The following is a 14475-nucleotide window of genomic DNA, read 5'->3' as shown; positions in this document are numbered from 1 at the left end:
CAATACTTATATTATAATACTAGTATTACCAGCTTTGTGTAAGATTCATTAAAGAATTAAAAACTGCTTCATTATAGGTTATGGATAAAAATAAAGAACATTTCCAAGATCTCATTGAGAGGTCATTGAAAAGCGCAAATAGACTTGGCGCTAACCAGTCATATGCAGAAATCTCTACAGTCAAGGGATTGTCAGTTTCTGTGCGTAAGGGCTGTGTAGAAACCATAGAAAAGTCACATGATAGGATGTTAAATATAGTCGTATTTGATGGCAAGAAGAGTGGTTCAGCATCCACCTCTGATTTTTCTCCTGATGCTTTAAGCAAGACAGTAGAAGCTGCTTGGCATATAGCGAGATATACTGCTATTGATGAGGCTTCAGGTCTTCCAGAGGAGGATTTATTGGCTAAGGAATTCCGAGACTTTAAGTTATATCATTTATGGTCCAAGTCTGTGGAAGACATGATATCTATTGCTAAGCAGACAGAAGAGGCTGCTATAAATTTTAGTAATAGAATAGTGAATACTGATGGATCCTTTGTTAACTCAAGTCAGAGTTATTCTTTATTAGGAAATACATTTGGGTTTTTTGGAAGTAGAATTTCTTCTCAGTACAGTTTGTCAGTTATGCCAATAGCTGGAGATAATCAAGGCAATATGCAAAGGGATTATTGGTACGACTCGAACTGTAATCCATTAAATTTATCAGATCCAGTGCATATTGGGAAATATGCAGCAGAAAGATCTATTGCTAGATTGTCTGCCCGTCGCATATCAACTGGAAACTTTCCTGTTATTTTTGAAGCTCCGGTTGCTTTAGGGCTAATAGGCTCTTTTGTTCAGGCGGCTAGCGGAGGAGCCTTGTATAGGAATGCTAGTTTCCTGACTGGCTCTTTAGGAAAGAGTGTTTTTTCTAATCATATAGACATTATAGAGGATCCGCATATAGATGGAGCAATTGGTAGTACCTCTTTTGACTCTGAGGGTGTTTCTACTATAAAACGTTCTGTTGTATCGAAGGGGGTTATTAATGGTTATTTTTTGTCTTCTTATTCTGCCAGGAAGTTAGGATTGTCTACTACAGGGAATGCAGGTGGCTCACATAATATTTGTATGATCTCTTCCAAAACGAAAAAAACTGATGATCTAATGTCAATGATAAAGAGAATGAATAGAGGTTTGCTAATAACTGAACTAATAGGACAAGGTGTTAATTATGTTACAGGAGATTATTCAAGAGGAGCTTTTGGATTTTGGGTAGAAAATGGTGAGATACAGCATGCAGTACAAGAGATAACAATTGCTGGGAATTTAAGAGACATGTTCAGACAAATTCTTTTAATTGGATCTGATGTTATTTCAAGAGGTACTAAAACAACAGGATCAGTATTAATAGAAAATATGTCAATAGCTGGATTATAAATTAATTGGTTTAGTCTAAGTCTTGTTATACCAATGTTTTTGATTGCAAATAATATTGTTTTGTGTAAGAATCAAAAATTGGACCTTTCAATTATTGTACGGACGATTTATAACGTCTAGGCATTATTTATATTTTTCGGTTCGGATTGTCTGAATTGAAAATTCTCGATAGGTCTTATTATCACCAGCTTTTAGCTGGATTTTTATACTAAGGATTGACATGAAGACCTTTGTGGCTAAACCGCATGAAGTTATGCGAAGCTGGTTTGTTATTGATGCCAAGGGAAAGATTTTAGGTCGTGTAGCCAGCGAAGTTGCACGACTTTTGCGCGGAAAACACAAACCTGAATTCACACCACACGTTGATACGGGTGATTTTATTGTAATAATCAATGCAGCGGATATAGTAGTTACTGGCAATAAAGCTAGAGATAAGAATTATTATAGACATACTACATATCCAGGTGGAATACGTGAGATAAGTTTCGAAAAAATGCAACAACGTTTTCCAGGCAGAGTAATTCAAAAGGCTGTTAAAGGCATGTTGCCTAAAGGTCCTTTGGGATATGCAATGATAAAGAAACTTAAGGTGTATGCTGGTGCTGATCATCCACATGCTGCTCAGCAGCCTATTGCTAGGGAATTCTAGGGAACGAGTATGATAGGTAATTGGAATTATGGAACTGGCCGACGCAAGACTTCTGTTGCCAGGGTTTTTATTAAGAAGGGTACAGGTAAAATTACGATTAATGGTAAATTACTGGATGATTTCTTTGCTCGTGAAACTGGTCGAATGATTGTTAAGCAACCATTGGTTAAGGTTGGTTATCTAGATTTTTTTGATATAAAGGCCAATGTTTATGGTGGTGGTGAGACTGGTCAAGCTGGAGCAGTACGTCATGGCATTACTAGAGCTCTAGTAGATTATGATAAAGAACTTAAACCTTCTTTATCTAATGCTGGATTTATCACTCGTGATGCTAGAGAGGTTGAACGAAAGAAGGTTGGACTACGGAAAGCACGTCGCAAAAAACAATTTAGTAAACGTTAATTTAATTTTTTGTACGGTCGTTTAATAACGACCGTTAGTTTTTTGTATTCATATACATGAATATTGTATCTCATCAGTTATAATTTTCATTTCTGTTTTTATTATGGTTCAGTTAAATGTTATCTAATGGTGTAATATACTATTAGTTTATAAAATATTAGCGTACTGATGGTTTTATTATGGATAATAGTTTTGATAAAAGAATTAAGGTTGGTCTAGTTGGTGGTACTGGATACACTGGAGTGGAATTATTACGTATATTAATACAGCATCCTAATGTGGATTTGCTGGTTATAACATCAAGAAAAGAATCAGGGTTACGTGTTTCTGATTTATATCCAAACTTACGCAACCATATTAGCTTAGAATTTTCTTCGCTAGATAGCCCTAAATTAATGAGTTGTGATATTGTATTTTTTGCAACTCCTCATGGTGTGGCTATGTCTCAGGCTAGAGACCTATTAGAGTCTGGTGTTAAAATTATTGACCTAGCTGCTGATTTTCGTATCAAGGATGTGGAAATTTTCGAAAAGTGGTACAAGATGGGGCATTCCTGTCCGGATATTTTGAAAAATTCAGAATACGGTCTAGTGGAGTTAAATCGTTCTAATATTGTTAAATCTAATGTCATTGGAAATCCAGGATGTTATCCAACTACGGTTATATTGGGGTTGATTCCTTTATTAGATCTAGCTGAACCTTTAATAGATGTTAGTGATATAGTAGCTGATTGCAAATCAGGGGTGTCTGGTTCTGGTAAAAAGCTAGAGATTTCAAATTTATTCTCTGAGTCATCAGATAATTTTAAAGCATATGGTGTTTCTGGGCATCGGCATCATCCTGAAATTGTCTCTCAAATAGAGAAAATATCTGGCAAAAAGATTAATTTAACTTTTGTGCCTCATTTAGTTCCAATGATTAGAGGAATGTTTTCTACTATTTATACAAAAATACTTCCTCATGCTTTAGATATTGATTTTCAGGAATTGTTTGTTAAACGTTATAAGTCTGAACCTTTTATAGATGTAATGCCTTCAGGATCTTTTCCGGAAACTAGATCAGTTCGCTCTTCTAATAGACTTAGAATTGCTATTCATCGCCCAAATAATGAGAATAGATTAATTATACTAGTTATACAGGATAATTTGGTTAAGGGAGCTGCAGGTCAGGCTGTTCAGAATATGAACCTAATATTTGGTTTAAAAGAAACCACTGGTTTAGACTCTGTAGCTATATTACCTTAGAGAGATTAATTAACTAATTAATTAATTAAATTTTAAAACTTTTATTAACGAGATTTTATGAGTCTTGATAGATTTGTTAATAACGCGGCAAAATTGATTTTTACTGAATCTGCTATTAGTAAGGTAAAATCTCTTTTAGAAGAAGAGGGCAATCCTAACTTGAAACTGCGTGTTTTTGTTCAAGGTGGTGGTTGTTCAGGCATTCAGTATGGTTTTACATTTGATGATACTTATGATCACGAAGATACTGTAATAGATAAAGAAGGGACAAGTTTTTTGGTTGATCCTATAAGTTTGCAATATTTATTTGGCGCTGAGATAGATTATAAGGACGATATCGAGGGCTCGCAGTTTGTTATTCGAAATCCAAACGCTGTTACAACTTGTGGGTGTGGCTCTTCTTTTTCTGTCTAGTTATAATTTATTTGCTATAGGAAATTTTTATTGATTCAGATTGTAATTTTTCTAAAAATCTCATTTGTTCTTTATAGTATTCTACTTTGTTGTTAAAGTTATTCTGTATGGAGGCATCTATTTTTTTTGATGTTGGTAATTTTATGGATAATGGGTCAACAGGTTTGTTATTTATACGTAGTTCATAATGCAGATGTGGTCCTGTAGCCCATCCTGTTGATCCAACATACCCTATTAATTGTCCCTGTGATACTTTTTTGCCTTTATGTATTTTCGGGTCAATTCTGCTTTGATGTGCATATAAAGTTGAATATTTATTGAAGTGTTTTAAAATAACTACTTTGCCGTAACCATTTTGCCATCCAGAAAACTCTACTATTCCATCAGCTGTAGCATATATGGGAGTCCCTGCTGGGGCAACATAATCTACCCCTTTATGATCAACTAATGTCTTTCTTATAGGGTGTATTCTTTTACCAAATCTAGAGCTTATACGGCTAAATTTTATAGCGGAATTAAGGAATGTTTTTTTTAGGCTATCTCCATTAAAATTATAATATCCGCCTTCTATTTTTCTATCATTATCAAACCATATGGCATTGTGCATTTTATCAGTGCTTTTAAATTCTATAGCCAGCACTTTGCCTGATCCTAAGTAAAGTCCATCATACATTTGTAATTCATATATAACTCTAAATTGATCTCCAATGCGTATATCTCTTGGAAAGTCTAACTTAGTGCTTAATATATTAGTCATTTGTATTGTTATGAAATTCGGAATTCCTGCTTGTTCTGTTGCTTCAAATAGAGATGATTTTATAACTCCGAATGCTACTCTAATTTGTTTTTCAGAATAATTTGTTTTTTCATAGGCAGAATAAGAATGTTCTTTGTTAGAAGAAATTTGTAAGTATTTGCATATAATTTGACCACTATTATCACAATAAGGTGTATGTAAATATCGTAGCCAAATCATGTTTCCATGCAAGTCAGTAGCAACTTGTATTTGGCGCCCTGGCAACAACTTTCGAATGCTATTAGTTTCAGGATTTTTTGTAATAAAATTTTGTATTTTCTCTAGGTTTTTTACCCTTAAGCGCTGTAGAATACTTCGTAAAGTATCGCCTTTTTTTATAATGGTTTCGTTAATATAAGGAAAGATATCATCGCTTGTATCTAGTAGTCTATAATCATAATCTAACAAAGGTTGTTCGCTTCTGAGAATTTTTGATTGTGGCAGATCAGATTTATTTGTATTGCGTTTAAACATGTATAATGGAGCTACGCAAAGAGCAAATAATATTATTATTGATATAAGTCGACGTAAGAAAATATTCATCATGTTTTTATTGTGATTTCATTTCATTCGCCAAATGAAATTGTTATGTAACAAGGTTTATAGTTCATGTAGCGCATAATTCTAACGATGTAAATCAGATTTAATTACTATAAATTAGTAATTTCATTAAATTTTTTCAATAGCATAGTCGATATTATAATTAATTTCATTAAAAGTACATTTTAAATTATGTTAAATAAAGAATACTACATTAGTTCAGATATCAGATCAGAGTTTTCTATTATAAAGAAAGGTTGCAATGAGTTATTAGTGGAAGAGGAATTAATTAATAAGATAGCAAGAAATAAAAAAAACATGGTTCCTTTAAGAATAAAACTTGGTCTTGATCCAACAGCACCAGATATACATCTAGGGCACACAGTTGTATTAAATAAGCTTAGACAGTTACAAGATTTAGGTCATAAAGTAATATTTTTGATAGGAGATTTCACGGCAACGATAGGTGATCCAAGTGGAAGAAAAGCAACACGTCCTTCTTTAGATCAAGAGCAGGTTGAATATAATGCTGCAACTTATTGTTCTCAGGCATATAAGATATTAAATCCTGATTTGACAGAAATTAGATACAATTCAGAATGGTTTGATAAATTAGGATCAAGAGGGATAGTAAAATTATCGGCTAGTTGTACTTTGGCTAGAATTTTAGAAAGAGATGATTTTACTAAACGATTTAAAGCAAGAGATCCTATATCTATACATGAGTTTTTATATCCAATTATGCAAGGTTATGATTCAGTGGCATTAAAAGCAGACATGGAAATAGGAGGAACTGATCAGAAATTTAATTTATTGATGGGTCGTGAAATACAAAAAGAGAATGGGCAAGAGCAGCAGTCAATATTGACTATGCCTTTGTTGATAGGAATAGATGGTGTAGAAAAAATGTCTAAATCTAAGGGTAATTATATAGGAGTAGAAGAGTCATCAGATTCTATGTTTGGTAAGTTAATGTCCATTTCAGATAATTTAATGTGGCATTACTTTGATTTATTGTCATTTCGATCTTCTGAAAATATAAATATATTTAGGAAAAAAGTTAATGAAGGGATGAATCCTAGGGATATAAAAGTTGCACTTGCTAAGGAAATAGTGACAAGATTTCATTCGAATAAGGATGCAGATCAAGCACTTTTGAATTTTGATAATTTATTCCGTAACGGAGGAGTTCCGAGTGAAATATTAGAAATTAATCTTGGTCCAGCTCCCATTAATATAATTAGAGTACTAAGAAACTCAGGTTTAGTAGCATCAGCATCAGAAGCTCAGCGAATGATAGAACAAAAAGGGATAAAGGTAAACGGAGATAGAATTGAAAGCAAGTCTTTACAATTATCTGCAGGTGAATATATTATTCAGGTAGGAAAAAGAAAATTTATTAAAGTTCTATTAACATAGAGGTCATAGTATTTAGTTGATTTCATGACCTTGGAGTATTTCTTATTATCTGTCTTTAGGTTTTATCCAATAATGGTTGCTATAATTAGTTTAATAGGATTATAGTTTACTAAATAAGTATACTATTTGTCTAAATTTACCAAAATTTTGGCAGTTTTTGTTTTTATATTATATAGTTAGATGTCAATTTCCTATAGGAGCCATAATGCTTGAACAATTTAAAAAGATCGACCAAGTAGATCCAGACATATGGAAAGCTATCGAGAGAGAGTCTATTCGTCAGGAACAGCATATAGAGTTGATAGCATCTGAAAACTATGCCAGTGTAGCTGTTATGCAAGCTCAGGGTTCTTGTTTAACAAATAAATATGCAGAGGGCTATCCAGGTAAGCGTTATTACGGTGGCTGTGAATATGTGGACGATGTTGAACAATTAGCTATCGATAGGCTTAAGAAAATATTTGGAGCCGAGGCAGCTAATGTTCAACCTAATTCTGGATCACAGGCTAATCAAGGTGTTTATAATGCAGTATTGAAACCTGGTGATACTGTTCTTGGCATGAGTCTAGCAGAGGGAGGGCATTTAACCCATGGATCTCCTGTTAACTCATCAGGCAAGTTATATAACTTCATACCTTATGGTTTGGATGAAAATGAGGTTCTTGACTATAAAAATGTTGAAAAATTAGCTAAACAACATAAACCCAAGATGATCGTTGCTGGTGCTTCTGCATATTCTTTGCGTATTAACTTTAAACTTATGTCTGAAATAGCTGCTAGTGTCGGAGCTTTTTTTATGGTTGATATAGCACATTATGCTGGCTTGGTTGCCGGTGGTGTCTATCCTAATCCTATGCCATATGCTGATTTTGTTACTTCGACTACTCATAAATCTCTTAGGGGGCCAAGAGGTGGTGTAATCATGACAAAGTCAAAATTTGAGAAAATTATTAATTCTTCTATATTTCCTGGAATACAGGGAGGTCCTTTAATGCATGTTATTGCTGCGAAAGCTGTTGCGTTTCGTGAGGCTCTGGATCCCAAGTTTAAAATTTATGCACAACAGGTTATTAATAATTCTAGGGTTATGGCTGATACTTTAACAAAAAGAGGATTACGTATTGTATCTGGTCATACAGAAAGTCATATGATGTTAGTAGATCTTCGATCTACTGGAATTAATGGGAAAGAAGCAGAAAAAGCTTTAGGTGCTGCTCATATTACAGTCAATAAAAACTCTATACCAAATGATCCAGAAAGTCCTTTTATCACTAGTGGTATTCGTATAGGATCTGCTGCTATCACCACTAGAGGTTTTCTGGAATCAGATGCTGAGCTTACTGCAAACTTATTGGCGGATGTTCTTAGTAATCCTTATGATAATGATAATTTATCTAAAATTCGCAATAAGGTTAATGAGTTGACGGCAAGACTACCTGTATATAAGAATAAATAATGATTAATTTTTAATGTTTTTGAGTATTATATTTCATAATAATTTGATATTAAGATTTTTATTATTTGAGTAGTGTATTAATAGAAACGATGGATTTTTTTCAAAAAGATGAGTTTTGGATGCGTGAAGCACTGAAGCTTGCTGACAAAGCCTCTTATAATACTGCACCCAATCCTAGTGTTGGGTGCATCATTGTAAAAGATGGAAAGTGTATAGGGATGGGGGCAACCAGTTTTGTTGGTGGTGATCATGCTGAGGTATGTGCTCTTATAGATGCTAGGAAAAATAATCAGGATGTAACAGGATCTATTTTCTATATTACATTAGAGCCATGTAGCCATTATGGTAAGACTCCACCTTGCGTTGATCAAATCATAAAAGCATCTCCTGCTAGAGTTGTTTTATCGATGGTTGACCCTAATCCTTTGGTAAGTGGCAATGGAATAAAAAAATTACGCTTGTCAGGAATAGAGGTTTTAGTAGGAGTTTGCCATAAAGAAGCATTATGGTTGAATATAGGATTCGCATATAGAATGCTATGTTCTAAACCTTGGGTTAGGTTAAAAGTTGCTTCATCTCTAGATGGTAGAACTGCTTTACATAACTATAAATCGAAATGGATTACATGTGAGGAGTCTAGGAAAAATACACATCATTGGAGGGCGCGTAGTGGTATAATCTTGACAGGCATAGGTACAGTAATGCATGATAATCCGCTACTTAACGTCAGATATGTAGATACTGCTAGACAGCCATGTAGGGCAGTTATAGATGATGGTTTTATAATAGGAGAGGATATTAACATAATAGATGGATCAAAAGTTTTCGTGTTTACTTCTGTTGATAATAAAGAAAAAAAACATAGATTAGCAGATAAGAATGTTGAGGTGATTTTATTGCCAAATGAAAAAATCCCTGCTAGTGTTGATTTGTCGCTTGTCATGAAATGGTTGGCAGATAACTGTTTTAACGAAATACATGTAGAAGCCGGTGCTGGATTAAATGGAAGGTTGCTTTCAGATAATCATGTGGGTGAACTAGTTATGTATTTAGCTCCTATTTTTTTGGGGGATGCTTTTCCAGTGGCCAAATTGAAAAGAATATTAAGTCTGAAAGATGCATTAAGGTTTTCTATACTTGATGCTGTTTCTATTGGTTCTGATTTTAGAATTAGACTTTATGAAAGCAATAAATGGAATTATTTATTTGAAACAACATCCAAAGTTATTTAAATGTTTTATAGAGTAAAAAAATGTTTACTGGTATTGTGAGAGACCTAGGAAGAATAATTGGTATAAAAGATTTATCAGATTCATACGATCGGTTAGCAGGATTAAATCTATGTATAGAGCCCAGTACTTTGAAATTAGAAAATATTAATATAGGTGATTCCATAGCAGTTAATGGCGCTTGTATGACGGTAGTTAATTTTTGTCAAAAATATTTTTATATTGATATTTCAGCTGAGAGCCTTAGTTGTACTGTTGGTTTTAATAATTTAAATACAATAGTTAATTTGGAGACTTCTTTATCTATTACTAATGGAATTAATGGCCACCTTCTTTATGGTCATATTGACTGTATAGGCAAGGTAGAAAAATTTTCATCAGTAGGAGAATCTAAAGAGCTATATATAAGTTTACCTGTAGAATTTTCAAAATTTGTTGCATATAAAGGATCAATAGCAGTAAATGGCGTTAGCCTAACTATTAATCAAGTAATTGATAATATTAATACTTGCGTAATAAGAATTAACGTTATACCTCACTCTATTAAAGAGACTAATATACAATTTTTTAGAGATGGAGATCTGGTAAATATCGAAATAGACACAATAGCAAGATATGTTGCAAGAATGATGGAATATTACACAGTCAAACGCTGATAATTCTGTTATAATTAAAGTCTTGGGACAGATGGCCGAGTGGCTTAAGGCGCACGCCTGGAAAGCGTGTATACGTTTTTAGCGTATCGGGGGTTCGAATCCCCCTCTGTCCGCCAATAGTTTGTTTTTATTTAATGAAGCCGCCAGTTTGATGATCCCAAAGTTTTTTATACAAACCGTTGCGTGCAATTAGTTCTTTATGTGTTCCTGTTTCTATGATTCTGCCTTTTTCTATCACTATTAGACGATCCATACGTATTATCGTTGATAGTCTGTGTGCTATAGTGATAACTGTTTTACCATGCATTATGCTTTCTAGATTTTCTTGTATTATTGATTCTATCTCAGAGTCCAGGGCAGAAGTCGCTTCATCAAGTAATAATATTGGGGCGTTTTTTAACAACACACGAGCTATAGCTACTCTTTGTTTTTGTCCTCCGGATAGTTTTACACCCCGTTCTCCAACGGTGGCATCAAGACCCATAAGATCTTTGTGATCTATTACGCTCGTAAGAAATTCATTCATTTTCGATTTGTGCAATACTTCTTGCAAGTGTTTGTGAGATATATTATCATTTCCACAGGTTAAATTATCTCTAATGGATCTGTTTAGCAGAGATATATCTTGTGTCACAACTCCAATTTTTGCACGCAAACTTTCTTGTGTTACCGAAGAAATATCTTGATCATCAATGTATATTTTACCGGTATCTAATTCATATAATCTTAATAGCAGGTTCATTATAGTTGATTTTCCAGCTCCAGATGGCCCAACTATGCCTATTTTTTCTTTTGGTTTTACGATCAAGTTGAAATTTGATAGAATTCCGCTGTTATTTTTATTATATTTAAATTCAACAGATTCAAACCTAATAGAACCGTTTGTTACATTTAATAGTTTTGCTGTTTCTTTATTTTTTATTTCTACAGGCTTTGAGATGGTTTCAATGCCATCTTGAACTATACCTAGGTTCTCAAAGATACTATTCACCACCCATATTATCCAACTAGACATATTATTTATTCTTATAACTAGTCCAGTAGCTAGTGTGATTGATCCTATAGATATTATGCCATTACTCCATAGCCATAGTGATAATCCAGTTGTAGACGCGATCAATATTCCATTTGTAAATGTTAACAAGGTGTCAATCTCTGTTATTAATCTTAACACAGATTGATGTTTATTCATTTGCATATTTATAGCTTCTTTTCCATAACTCTCTTCCTTAGTAGAGTTTGAAAACAGCTTGATTGTAATAATGTTTGTATAACAATCTACTATTAGGCCCATTAGCTTTGATCGAGCTTCTGATGATGATATTGCCATAGATCTTATTTTGGGTATGTAGTGGCACAGCATAAACAAATAAATTATCATCCATAATATTAAAGGTAGTATGAGATGCCAATCTGCCTGCAAGAATAAGAACATAGCACTACCTGCATATATTAATATATGCCATATGGCTTCTATCATTTGTAAGGCGGAGTCTCTTAGTGCACTACCTGTTTGTATCACGCGGTTAGCTACTCTTCCCGCTAGATCATTATGAAAAAAATTTACACTTTGTTTTAAAATATACTTATGATTTTGCCATCTTATCATTGCGGATAGATTTGCAGTTATAGTTTGATGACTTAACAAATTATGTAAACCAAACAATAACGGTCTTGCTATAACAATAACAGATGTCATTATAATTAATTGTTTTAAGTTATTATTAAAAATATCTTTAGGATCTGTTGTTTGTGCCATATCTATGATTTTAGCAATATATTTAAATAATGCTACTTCAACTAGCGCAACAAGTAATCCTACTATGAGGAGGGCAAATAAGACAAGCCATATCTGCTTTAGATAATGTAAATAAAATTCTGCTAATTTACCCGGAGGAGTTTCTTCTGATGGATCTTTAAATGGGTCGATTATTTTTTCAAAATAAGAAAAAATAGAAAAAGATTTTCCACCAGACATAGCCCCTCCTTAAAGGTATTATAAAATATTAACTTTCATATAAAATAATTTATTATGTTTTATCTAAGATGATGTTAATACTCCTAAATTCTCAAAATTTAAAAATATAATTATTATTAATGATGATTGTACTATTTTATATAACATTTTTATTGTTTGTTATTCCAGCTACTGCTGAAAAACCAGCATCTACATGTATTATTTCACCGGTAATGCCGGAAGACATGTCAGACAACAAGAATGCAGCAGTATTACCTATATCTTCAATGGTTACATTTTTTCTTAAAGGATTAACATTCTTTACAAAATTTAGAATACTAGAGAAATCTTTTATCCCGCTTGCAGCAAGTGTTTTGATTGGCCCTGATGAAATTCCGTTAACTCTAATATTCAATTCACCTAGATCGCCGGCCAGGTACCTTATACTTGATTCTAATGATGCTTTTGCAAGACCCATTATATTATAGTTAGGAATATACTTTTCTGCGCCAATATAGCTTATTGTTATGATAGAAGATCTTCTGTCTCTCAGTAAGGGTAATAATGACTTCGTTATAGCGGGGAAACTATATGATGAAATTTCATGAGCTATAGAAAAGTTTTCTCTAGTTAGCCCATTCAAAAATTTTCCAGAAATAGAATCTCTTGGAGCGAAACCAATTGAATGTACTAATCCATCCAGACAATCCCAGCTATTTGAAATCTCTTCAAATAGATTTTCTATTTGCCTATCATCGCTTACATCGCAGGGTATGCAAATTTTACTATCAAATTCTTTTGCTATTTCTTTCACTCGATTTTCAAATCTTTCATTTGCATAAGTAAAAGCTAAATCAGCGCCTTGTTCTCTGCATGATTTTGCAACCCCATACGCTATTGATTTATTTGATATGATACCTGTTATTAAGATTCTCTTATTTTTCAGAAAACACATTTATTCTTCTCCATTAATAACCTATATGCTGATTTTAATTTCTATAGCATAAGAAAGTTTACCTATTTCTTTTTATAAGGGACCATTATTTTTGATCCAGCTATGATTTTATCGTTTTTTAATTTGTTTGCTTTAATAAGATTATTTAGTGTCGTATTATGATCTTTAGCTATTTTTGATAAGGTGTCTCCAGTTTTTATTTCATATTCTATTAAGTTGGATATCATAGAATTTTTTTTAATCTTATCTGTTGGAATTAGTAATATTTGTCCAGAAGTTAATTTTTGTTGATGTTTTATATGATTTGATTTTCTGAGATCTGTTTCTGATATGCCAAAACGTTCTGATATAGAAGTAAATGTTTCTCTGTTTTTTGATTTATAAATTTTCCAATTGCTTAGGTTTCCTTTGAATGATTTTAAATTATTGTGAAATGTATCTATAGTATGTATTGGTAATAAAATTGTTTGAGAGTAGGGGCCCTTTATTATCGGTCTATTGTAAGAAGGATTGAGAGCCTTGAATTCTTCTAGAGATATCTCTGCCAATTTAGCAGCCACTTCAATATCTATATCTTTGTTTTTTTTTACGCTACTAAAATATGGGCTATTGTTTACTTTAGGTAATTCAATCCCAAATTTTTCTGGGTTTTTTATAATAGTTTTTATAGCTTGTATCTTCGGTACATAATTTCTAGTTTCTTCTGGAATTTTAAGTGATGAATAGTTTGTAGGAAGCCCCAGTAATTTATTCTTTGCTATAGCCTTTTGAATAGTCGATTCACCGCAGTTATAGGCAGCTAGCGCAAGGTGCCAATTTCCTTGTGTCTTATAAAGTTTCTCTAGGTAATCTAATGCAGCGTATGTGGATATAACAGGATCTCTTCTTTCATCGCACCACCAATCTTGTTTTAAGTTAAAATGTTGAGCTGTTTTTGGAACAAATTGCCATAGTCCAGATGCTTTATTTTTTGATATTGCAGTTGGGTTATATGCGCTTTCTATGAAAGGTATTAATGCAAGTTCAGTTGGCAAATTTCTTCTATTTATCTCTTCTATTACGAAATACAAGTATTTACTGGACCTTTCAGCTATCTTTTTTATTGACTCTGGATGTGAGGCATAATACTGTAACCATTGCTTTGATAATTCTGTGTTTAGATTAGGCATTTGAAATCCTTTTCTCATTCTATCCCAAGCATCTAATGGCTCATTGTTTCTCTTTAGTAGAGATCTAACATTATGTAAATCGTTGCTTTGAAAACCAGCTGATACCGAGGTGCAGCCAGCCATTAAGGCTATGCATAACAATATACAATAAGCTTTCAGACAAGGCAT

13 protein-coding genes and 1 tRNA gene are annotated in these 14475 nt (G+C 33.1%); 10 read left to right on the top strand and 4 right to left on the bottom strand.

The window, feature by feature from the left end; all coding sequences use genetic code 11:
• Positions 1 to 80 precede the first annotated feature (80 nt).
• The 5 genes from pmbA (at position 81) to erpA (ending at position 4130) form a co-directional block, all read left to right on the top strand.
• Positions 81 to 1421 (top strand): metalloprotease PmbA, encoded by a 1341-nt coding sequence (gene pmbA, locus CKBE_RS00140; protein WP_015390079.1) that lies wholly within the window; start codon positions 81 to 83, stop codon positions 1419 to 1421.
• Positions 1422 to 1641: 220 nt separating this feature from the next.
• On the top strand, positions 1642 to 2070 hold the full coding sequence (gene rplM / locus CKBE_RS00135; RefSeq protein WP_015390078.1) for a 50S ribosomal protein L13: 429 nt from the start codon (positions 1642 to 1644) through the stop codon (positions 2068 to 2070).
• A 9-nt stretch (positions 2071 to 2079) separates the two neighbouring features.
• Positions 2080 to 2472, top strand: coding sequence for a 30S ribosomal protein S9 (gene rpsI / locus CKBE_RS00130; protein ID WP_015237584.1), 393 nt, complete (start codon positions 2080 to 2082; stop codon positions 2470 to 2472).
• Between the two features lie 179 nt (positions 2473 to 2651).
• Positions 2652 to 3716, top strand: a complete 1065-nt coding sequence (gene argC / locus CKBE_RS00125; protein ID WP_015237583.1) for an N-acetyl-gamma-glutamyl-phosphate reductase — start codon at positions 2652 to 2654, stop codon at positions 3714 to 3716.
• Positions 3717 to 3773: 57 nt separating this feature from the next.
• The gene (erpA, locus tag CKBE_RS00120) at positions 3774 to 4130 is read left to right on the top strand and encodes an iron-sulfur cluster insertion protein ErpA (protein ID WP_015237582.1); all 357 of its coding nucleotides are present in this window, start codon (positions 3774 to 3776) and stop codon (positions 4128 to 4130) included.
• A 7-nt stretch (positions 4131 to 4137) separates the two neighbouring features.
• On the opposite strand, the gene CKBE_RS00115 is transcribed toward erpA, so the two are convergent.
• On the bottom strand, positions 4138 to 5400 hold the full coding sequence (locus tag CKBE_RS00115) for a M23 family metallopeptidase (RefSeq protein ID WP_420804534.1): 1263 nt from the start codon (positions 5398 to 5400) through the stop codon (positions 4138 to 4140).
• A 258-nt stretch (positions 5401 to 5658) separates the two neighbouring features.
• Here CKBE_RS00115 and tyrS point away from each other — a divergent pair, with 258 nt between their 5' ends.
• The 5 genes from tyrS (at position 5659) to CKBE_RS00090 (ending at position 10342) form a co-directional block, all read left to right on the top strand.
• Positions 5659 to 6885 (top strand): tyrosine--tRNA ligase, encoded by a 1227-nt coding sequence (gene tyrS, locus CKBE_RS00110; RefSeq protein ID WP_015390076.1) that lies wholly within the window; start codon positions 5659 to 5661, stop codon positions 6883 to 6885.
• A gap of 205 nt (positions 6886 to 7090) precedes the next feature.
• Positions 7091 to 8341, top strand: a complete 1251-nt coding sequence (gene glyA, locus CKBE_RS00105; RefSeq protein WP_015390075.1) for a serine hydroxymethyltransferase — start codon at positions 7091 to 7093, stop codon at positions 8339 to 8341.
• Between the two features lie 89 nt (positions 8342 to 8430).
• A complete protein-coding gene (gene ribD, locus CKBE_RS00100; protein WP_015237578.1) occupies positions 8431 to 9573 on the top strand; it encodes a bifunctional diaminohydroxyphosphoribosylaminopyrimidine deaminase/5-amino-6-(5-phosphoribosylamino)uracil reductase RibD in 1143 nt (380 codons plus the stop codon).
• 20 nt (positions 9574 to 9593) lie between these two features.
• Positions 9594 to 10226 carry a riboflavin synthase gene (locus CKBE_RS00095; protein ID WP_015237577.1) on the top strand — a complete coding sequence of 211 codons (633 nt, stop codon included), beginning with the start codon at positions 9594 to 9596 and terminating at the stop codon, positions 10224 to 10226.
• Positions 10227 to 10251: 25 nt separating this feature from the next.
• A tRNA-Ser gene (locus CKBE_RS00090) sits at positions 10252 to 10342 on the top strand.
• Positions 10343 to 10353: 11 nt separating this feature from the next.
• Here the strand turns inward: CKBE_RS00090 and CKBE_RS00085 are convergent.
• The 3 genes from CKBE_RS00085 to CKBE_RS00075 all read right to left on the bottom strand — a co-directional run bounded on the left by CKBE_RS00085 (position 10354) and on the right by CKBE_RS00075 (position 14475).
• A complete protein-coding gene (locus CKBE_RS00085; RefSeq protein ID WP_015237576.1) occupies positions 10354 to 12204 on the bottom strand; it encodes an ABC transporter ATP-binding protein in 1851 nt (616 codons plus the stop codon).
• A gap of 136 nt (positions 12205 to 12340) precedes the next feature.
• Entirely contained in the window at positions 12341 to 13138 is a 798-nt protein-coding gene (locus tag CKBE_RS00080; RefSeq protein WP_015237575.1) for an enoyl-ACP reductase FabI, read from the bottom strand.
• A 62-nt stretch (positions 13139 to 13200) separates the two neighbouring features.
• Positions 13201 to 14475 (bottom strand): transglycosylase SLT domain-containing protein, encoded by a 1275-nt coding sequence (locus CKBE_RS00075; RefSeq protein ID WP_015390074.1) that lies wholly within the window; start codon positions 14473 to 14475, stop codon positions 13201 to 13203.

It is taken from the genome of Candidatus Kinetoplastibacterium blastocrithidii (ex Strigomonas culicis), assembly GCF_000319245.1.
GTDB classification, from domain to species: domain Bacteria; phylum Pseudomonadota; class Gammaproteobacteria; order Burkholderiales; family Burkholderiaceae_B; genus Kinetoplastidibacterium; species Kinetoplastidibacterium blastocrithidiae.
Note: the sequence above shows the minus strand (reverse complement) of the source record. Positions and strands in the feature narration are given on the sequence as shown.